This is a genomic window from Bradyrhizobium sp. MI1.11 (assembly GCF_055811255.1).
The window spans coordinates 1-7,678 of record NZ_JBVVPM010000059.1 but is presented as its reverse complement, the minus strand read 5'-3'; the positions used below and the strand labels follow the sequence as shown (position 1 = coordinate 7,678).

The 7,678-nt window shown below is 65.5% G+C and carries 7 protein-coding genes; 6 read left to right on the top strand and 1 reads right to left on the bottom strand.

Going from position 1 to position 7,678, the window contains the following annotated elements:
* Positions 1–247 precede the first annotated feature (247 nt).
* Positions 248–1,462 (bottom strand): imidazolonepropionase, encoded by a 1,215-nt coding sequence (gene hutI / locus AC0L30_RS35415; RefSeq protein WP_473406278.1) that lies wholly within the window; start codon positions 1,460–1,462, stop codon positions 248–250.
* A gap of 99 nt (positions 1,463–1,561) precedes the next feature.
* Between hutI and AC0L30_RS35410 the strand changes: the two genes are divergently transcribed.
* The 6 genes from AC0L30_RS35410 (at position 1,562) to AC0L30_RS35385 (ending at position 7,550) form a co-directional block, all read left to right on the top strand.
* Positions 1,562–2,920, top strand: coding sequence for a formimidoylglutamate deiminase (locus AC0L30_RS35410; RefSeq protein ID WP_473406277.1), 1,359 nt, complete (start codon positions 1,562–1,564; stop codon positions 2,918–2,920).
* Positions 2,917–3,645 carry a histidine utilization repressor gene (gene hutC, locus AC0L30_RS35405; protein WP_219678701.1) on the top strand — a complete coding sequence of 243 codons (729 nt, stop codon included), beginning with the start codon at positions 2,917–2,919 and terminating at the stop codon, positions 3,643–3,645. The genes AC0L30_RS35410 and hutC overlap by 4 nt, the downstream gene beginning before the upstream one ends.
* Before the next feature lie 106 nt (positions 3,646–3,751).
* Positions 3,752–4,696 (top strand): ABC transporter substrate-binding protein, encoded by a 945-nt coding sequence (locus AC0L30_RS35400; RefSeq protein WP_007601314.1) that lies wholly within the window; start codon positions 3,752–3,754, stop codon positions 4,694–4,696.
* A gap of 73 nt (positions 4,697–4,769) precedes the next feature.
* Positions 4,770–5,543, top strand: coding sequence for an ABC transporter permease (locus tag AC0L30_RS35395; RefSeq protein WP_027519414.1), 774 nt, complete (start codon positions 4,770–4,772; stop codon positions 5,541–5,543).
* On the top strand, positions 5,540–6,325 hold the full coding sequence (locus AC0L30_RS35390) for an ABC transporter ATP-binding protein (protein WP_007601311.1): 786 nt from the start codon (positions 5,540–5,542) through the stop codon (positions 6,323–6,325). The genes AC0L30_RS35395 and AC0L30_RS35390 overlap by 4 nt, the downstream gene beginning before the upstream one ends.
* The gene (locus AC0L30_RS35385; protein WP_473406276.1) at positions 6,318–7,550 is read left to right on the top strand and encodes a hydantoinase/carbamoylase family amidase; all 1,233 of its coding nucleotides are present in this window, start codon (positions 6,318–6,320) and stop codon (positions 7,548–7,550) included. Before AC0L30_RS35390 ends, AC0L30_RS35385 begins: the two co-directional genes overlap by 8 nt.
* The last annotated feature ends 128 nt before the right edge of the window (positions 7,551–7,678 follow it).

Here is a 7,678-nt window from a genome sequence, read left to right as displayed (position 1 = left end):
TGTGGGTGGCGTGGGCCCGGGGGGGGCGGCCCGGGCGTATCCCGCTCCCCGCAATGTTCCCCCGGGGTTTTTTCCCCCCCCCCCCGGGGGGGGGGGGGGGGGGGGCCCCTTCCACCCCCCCCGGGGCCGGGGCCCCCCCGCGGCCAGAACGAGGGATCTAGAACAACAGACGCGCCTTCGAGCACGCGCGCGAGGTCATCGAGGCCGACGGTTCCCGGCTTGACGACGATCGGCGCGCGCTTCTCCGTCATTGTCCCCTCCACACCCGGCGGTGCAGCGGATTGAAGCCGATACGGTAGACCAGCTCGGCGGGGCACTCGATGTCCCAGATCGCAAGATCACACCATTTGCCTGCCTCTAACGTGCCGGTATCATGGAGCACGCCGAGCGCTCGCGCGCCTTCCCGGGTGACGCCAGCAAGGCATTCGGCCACATTCATCCGGAACAGCGTCGCGCCCATGTTCATGGCAAGCAGGAGCGAAGTCAGCGGCGAGCTGCCCGGATTGCAGTCGGTCGCAAGCGCCATGGCAACGCCGTGCTTGCGGAACGCCTCGACCGGCGGTTTTTGCGTCTCGCGGATGAAGTAGAAGGCGCCGGGCAGCAGCACGGCCACCGTTTTAGCTTTTGCCATCGCCGCTGCACCGGCTTCGTCGGTGTGCTCGAGGTGATCAGCCGATAGCGCCGAGAATTTCGCGGCAAGCGCAGCGCCGCCGAGGTTCGAGAGCTGGTCGGCATGCAGCTTGACCGGCAGTCCAAGCCGCCCCGCTGTCTCGAACACCTGCGCCGTCTGCTCGCCGGAAAATGCAATCCCCTCCATGAAGGCATCGACGGCATCGGCCAGGCCGGCCTTTGCAATCGCAGGCAACATCTCCCTGCAGACGAGATCGATGTAACGATCCTTGTCGCCCTCCGCCTCGATCGGCAGCGCATGCGCGCCGAGGAAGGATGTGCGGATCGCGACCGACCGCTGACGGCCGAGGCTTCGCGCGGCGGCCAGCTGCCGCATCTCGGTCTCGGTGTCCAAGCCGTAGCCGGACTTGATCTCGACCGTGGTGGCACCCTCGGCAATCAGCGCATCGAGCCGCGGCAGCGCGTGTGCTACGAGCTCGGCCTCGCTTGCCTTGCGCGTCGCGGCCACTGTCGAGACGATACCGCCGCCGGCGCGCGCGATCTCCTCGTAGCTCGCGCCCTTCAGGCGCAGCTCGAATTCATGGGCGCGGTTGCCGCCATAGACCAGATGGGTGTGACAATCGACGAGACCGGGCGTGATCCAGCGCCCTCCGCAATCGATCCGTTCGGCTGCATCGGCATCCGCCGGAAAATCAGTCTGCGCACCTGCATAGACGATACGGCCGGCGCGCGCGGCGATCACGCCATGCTCGATCTCACCAAGATCGGGGCGGTCGGCCCGCATCGTGGCGAGCCAGGCGTTATGCCAGATCCGGTCGAAGCGCTCTGCCATGCAACTGTCCCTTCGCGGATGCCCCTGCGCCCTGGGATGCTTGACTTATATGTCTAGACATATAATCGTGTCGCGGTTCTGTCCAGCCGGCATGGAAACATGACACGACTGAATTTCGCCTCCGCGCTCCTGCCCTCGGGTTGGGCCAATGACGTGCAGGTGGTGATCACCGCCGGCGCGATCGCCGAGGTGACGCCGGGCGTGGCCCCGGCCTCCGGGGACGAACACCACGACATCGCGCTTCCGGGACTTGCGAGCCTGCACAGCCACGCCTTCCAGCGCGGCATGGCGGGTCTCGCAGAACTGCGCGGCGACAGCACCGACACCTTCTGGACCTGGCGCGAGGCGATGTACCGCTTCGCGCTGGCGATGACGCCTGACGACGTCGCAGCGGTCGCGACACTGCTTTATGTCGAGATGCTGGAGCAGGGTTTTACCCGCGTCGGCGAATTCCATTATCTGCATCATGACCGCGATGGCTCGCCCTACGCCGACATCGGCGAAATGGCCGCACGCATCGCGCAGGCCGCCGAAGCCTCGGGTATTGCACTGACATTGCTGCCGAGTTTTTATGCGCACGGCTCATTTGGTGGCGCAGCACCGCATGCCGACCAGCGCCGCTTCATCTGTACGGTTGATCAGTTCGCCGCGCTGGTGAGCGCCTCGCGCAAGGCGATTGAACAATTGCCGGGCGCAAATATCGGTATCGCGCCGCACAGTTTGCGCGCTGTGACGCCGGCCGAGCTTGCAGCGATCATTCCGCTCGCGGACGGCGGCCCGGTGCACATTCATGCCGCCGAGCAGGTGAAGGAGGTCGAGGATTGCCTGGCCTGGTCTGGACAGCGTCCAGTGCAATGGCTGCTTGAGCACGCGCCAGTCGACCGACGCTGGTGCCTCATCCACGCGACCCACACGACGGATGAAGAAGTCACTGCATTCGCCAAGACTGGCGCGGTCGCGGGACTCTGCCCTATCACCGAGGCAAGCCTTGGCGACGGCATTTTCTCGGCTCGCGAATTCGTCGGTGCCGGCGGTGCCTTTGGCATTGGCACGGATTGCAATGTGCTGGTCGGCGTCGCCGACGAGCTGCGCCAGCTCGAATATGGCCAACGGCTCAAGCACCGCGAGCGCAACGTGCTCTCCGCCGGCGCAGGCCGCTCGACGGGACGCGCCCTGTTCGATCATGCGCTTTCAGGCGGCGCGCGGGCACTAGCACAGATGTCAGTCGGTCTCACGCCAGGTGCGCGCGCCGACATCGTCACGCTCGACACCACGCATCCCTCGCTGGCGGGGCGCGCGCGCGACGCCGTCATCGACGGCTGGATCTTTGCCGCAGGCAGCGGTGCGGTCGATTGCGTCTGGGCCGGCGGCGACAAGGTCGTCGAGGGCGGACGGCACCGGCTGCGCCAGACCGCACGCGAACGCTTCAACGCGTCGGTCCGGAGGCTCGTCGCATGAGCCTCGCCACAGATGCCGCCGACAAGCCGACGCTCTACAAACGGATCCGCGCCGACATCGAGAAGCGCATCCTGACCGGGGAATGGCCGCCGGGCCATCGCATCCCGTTCGAGCACGAACTGGTCGCGCGCTACGGCTGCTCGCGCATGACCGTGAACAAGGCGCTGTCGGAGCTCGCCCAAGCCGACCTGATCGAGCGGCGGCGACGTGCCGGCTCCTTCGTCCGCCGGCCGCAACACCAGTCGGCCGTGCTCAAGATCGCCGACATGCGCGCAGAGATCACCGGGCTTGGGCGCGCTTACGGCTACGAGCTGATCGGTCGCAAGCTCCGCGCCGCAACCGCTGCCGACCGCGACCGCCTCGGCGTCAAGAAGGCGGGCAAGGTGGTCGCGATCACCTGCCGCCACAGCGCCGACAACGTGCCTTTCGCCGTCGAGGACAGACTGATCGATCTCGCGTCGGTGCCGGATGCGGCGACCGCGGATTTTTCGCGTGAGCCACCCGGCTCATGGCTGCTTCACCATGTTCCATGGACAGAGGCAGAGCATACGATCAGCGCTATCGTTGCGGACGATCGCACGGCCGAAGCGCTCGACATCGCCGTCGGCGCACCCTGCCTCGTGATCGACCGCTATACCTGGCGCAGCGCGCGCACGATCACCGCCGTGCGGCTGCTCTATCCCGGTGACTCTCACCGCCTTGTCGCCCGATTCAAGGGAGGTTGAGAGGACGATGTCGGCACAAATCGTGCAACGTTTCGGGCAACGGTCCATTGGGACTGACAATGATCAACAGGACGTCAATCCATCGATCGGCAAGAGGACGACAATCATGCGTAGTTCGAAAGTATTTGCGGCAGTCATTGCGCTTACGGTCTCCACCCCCGTGCTCGCCGACGACGTCAAGGTCGGCGTCGGCATCTCCGGATGGACCGGCTTCGCGCCGCTGACGCTGGCGAAGGAGGCCGGCATCTTCAAGAAGAACGGCCTCGACGTCACCATCAAGAAGATTCCGCAGAAGGATCGCCATCTCGCGATCGCGTCCGGCGACGTCCAGTGCGCGGCAACGACCGTGGAGACCTGGATCTCCTGGAACGCCAACGGCGTCGCGACCAAGCAGATCTTCCAGCTCGACAAGAGCTACGGCGCCGACGGCATGGCCGTGCGGAACGAGCTCGCCGCGATCAAGGATCTGAAGGGCAAGACGGTTGCGGCTTCCGCGCCCGGCACCTCGCCCTATTTCGCGCTGGCCTGGATGCTCAAGAAGAACGGCCTGTCGGTGAAGGACGTCACCGTCGTGAACCTCGAGCCGGCCGCGGCCGCGCAGGCCTTCGTCTCCGGCCAGAACGATGCCGCGATGACCTACGAGCCGTATCTGTCGACGGTTCGTGCCGCCCCCGACAAGGGCAAGATCATCGCCACCACGCTCGACTATCCGATGGTCATGGACACGTTCGGCTGCACGCCGAAATTCCTCACCGAGAACCCGAAGGCCGCCAAGGCGCTCGCCGACAGCTATTTCGAGGCCCTCGATATGATCGCCAAGGACCAAGCCAAGGCCTACGAGATCATGGGCGCCGACGTGAAGCAGAGCGGCGAGGCATTCGGCAACTCGGCGAAGTATCTGCGCTGGCAGGACAAGGCAGCGAACCAGAAATTCTTCGCCGGCGATTTCCTGACCTTCAACAAGGAAGCCGCCGACCTCCTGCTGGAGATCGGCATCATCAAGGCCGCGCCGAAGGTCGAGGATCTCTTCGACGCCAGCTACATCAAGTAAATCTCCCAGGAGCCGCCGGCCCCGTCTCGCGGCGGGGCCGGTAGACTTGTTCACCACCCGGATACACAGTTTGATGCGTCCCCTCGATCCCGTGACGTCAAGGCAGCGCGTGGCTTACGGCCTTGCGTTCTTCGTGGTGTTCGTTGCCCTCTGGTCCTGGGCAACCTTCGGCGGCCACGTGTCGAAAGTGTTCCTCGCCAACCCGCTGACCATGGTGCAGGAAGGCGTCGATCTGATCGTCAAACAGGGCTTCCTGTTCGACATCGGCATGACGATCTGGCGCGTCGTCGGCGGCTTCGTACTGGCCGCCATCATCGCCGTGCCGTTCGGCGTGCTGATGGGGGCCTACAAGCCGGTCGAGGCATTCCTTGAACCGTTCGTCTCCTTTGCGCGCTATCTGCCGGCCTCCGCTTTCATTCCCCTCCTGATCCTGTGGGCCGGCATCGGCGAGCTGCAGAAGCTGCTCGTCATCTTCATCGGCTCGGTGTTCCAGATCATCCTGATGATCGCGGTCACCGTCGGCACGACGCGGCGCGACCTGGTCGAGGCGGCCTATACGCTCGGGGCCAGCGACCGCGGCATCATCCGCCGTGTGCTGCTGCCCTCCTCCGCGCCCGAGATCGCGGAAATCCTGCGGCTGGTGCTGGGCTGGGCCTGGACCTATGTCATCGTCGCCGAGCTGATCGGCTCCTCCTCCGGCATCGGCCACATGATCACCGACAGCCAGGCGCTGCTCAACACCGGCCAGATCATCTTCGGCATCATCGTGATCGGGCTGATCGGCCTGGTCTCGGACTTCCTGTTCAAGGCGTTCAACGCGTGGCTGTTTCCCTGGAGGCTCGCATGACGATCCTCAAGATCGAACAGGTCTCGCGAACCTTTCCCGCGCGCCACGGCAACGCCCCGACGAGGGCGCTGGAGCCGACCGATCTTGTGATCGGCAACAACGACTTCGTTACTATCCTTGGCCCTTCCGGCTGCGGCAAGTCCACGCTGCTTCGCATCGTCGCCGGCCTCGATCGCCCGACCGGCGGACGCGTGGTCCTCGACGGACGCGAGGTCACCGGCCCAGGCGCCGATCGCGGCATGGTGTTCCAGTCCTACACGTTGTTTCCCTGGCTGACGGTGCGCGAGAACATCGCCTTCGGCCTGCGCGAGCGTGGCGTGCCCGAGGCGGAGCGAAACAAGATCGCCGACGCCTTTATCCGCCAGGTCGGCCTGTCCGGCTTTGAGAACCATTGGCCAAAACAACTCTCCGGCGGCATGCAGCAGCGCACCGCGATCGCGCGCGCGCTCGCCAATGATCCCAAGATCCTGCTGCTCGACGAGCCCTTCGGCGCGCTCGACAACCAGACGCGCGCCCTGATGCAGGAAATGCTGCTCGGGATCTGGGAGCGCGACCAGAAGACCGTGCTGTTCGTGACCCACGATATCGAGGAAGCGATCTTCCTCGGCAGCCGCGTCATCGTCATGAGCGCGCGTCCCGGCCGCATCAAGGCCGAGATCAACGTGGACCTGCCGCATCCGCGCTCCTACAAGATCAAGACCACGCCCGAGTTCGTCCAGTTGAAGGAACGGCTGGTCGAGGAGATCCGCACCGAGGCGTTGAAGGTTGCCGAGCATGCCTGACACCTTTTCACGCGCAAACGGCGAGCGGGTTCTCGCCGATCTCAATGCGCTCCGTGCCATCGGCGCCTACAAGACCGGGGTGCATAAGCCGACTTTCTCCGAGCCGCACAAGCTTTCGCTGGATTGGCTGTTGCAGAAGCTACCCGACGCGGGCCTCACCGCCGCGATCGACGGCATCGGAAATGTCTTCGGCACCAGCGCAAAGCCCGGACCCAAGCTGCTGGCGGGATCGCATCTCGAAAGCCAGAACTACGCCGGCTGGCTCGACGGGCCGCTCGGTGTCGTCTACGCGCTCGAAGCGGCCCGCGTGCTCAATGCCGATCCCTCGCTCGAAGGCGCGGTCGAACTTGCCGCCTGGTGCGACGAGGAAGGACATTTTGGACACTTCCTCGGTTCGCGCTCCTATGTCGGGCAAGTGACCGAGGCCGACATTGATGCGGCACGCGACCGTACCAGCGGCCGCACCATGCGGGACGCGCTCGCCGACATGGGGCTCTCAGGACGACCGCGCATTACCGCCGAGCCGGGCCGGCATGTCGGATATCTGGAAGCGCATATCGAGCAGGGCGACACGCTCGAAAGCGGTCGCCTTGCGATCGGCGTCGTCACCTCCATCGTGGGCATCTGGCAATACCAGATCAATTTCACCGGTGAGCAGAATCACGCCGGCACGACCCGCATGGCTGCACGGAAGGATGCCGGGCTGGCGCTGGCAAAGTTCTGCGTCGCGATCGACGAGCGTTTCCCCAATAGCTGCGGGCCGCGCACGGTCTGGACCACCGGCCGCATCACGCTCGATCCCGGCGCGCCCAGCATCATTCCGGGGGGAGCCGAAATGCTGTTCCAGATCCGTGACGACGATCCTTCCGTCATCGCGCGGCTGGAGCAACTGCTGCGGAGCATGGCGGACGAGGCCAGCGCGAACGGTCCCTGCACCGTCACCGTGGAAAAGATTCGCACTGGCGCGCCGGCCATGATGAACGCGGGCATCCAGGACGCGATCGAAGCCGCGAGCAAGGCCCTGGCCGGCGGACGATCCATCCGCATGCCCAGCGGCGCCGGCCACGATGCGCAGATGCTTGCGGCCGTCATGCCCGCGGGCATGCTGTTCGTACCGTCGATCGGCGGCATCAGCCATCACTGGACCGAGAACACCGCTGACGCTGACATCGCCACCGGCGCCCAGGTGTTCGTCGACGCTTGCAGGCGGATACTCGGCGGCTAGAACGGCGCGCCGCCCCACCCTCTCCCCATCGTCATTGCGAGCGCAGCGACTTGTCCGCCGAAGCTTTAGCGAAGGCGGAAGCAATCCAGAATCCCTCCGCGGCGGCCGACTGGATTGCTTCGCTGCGC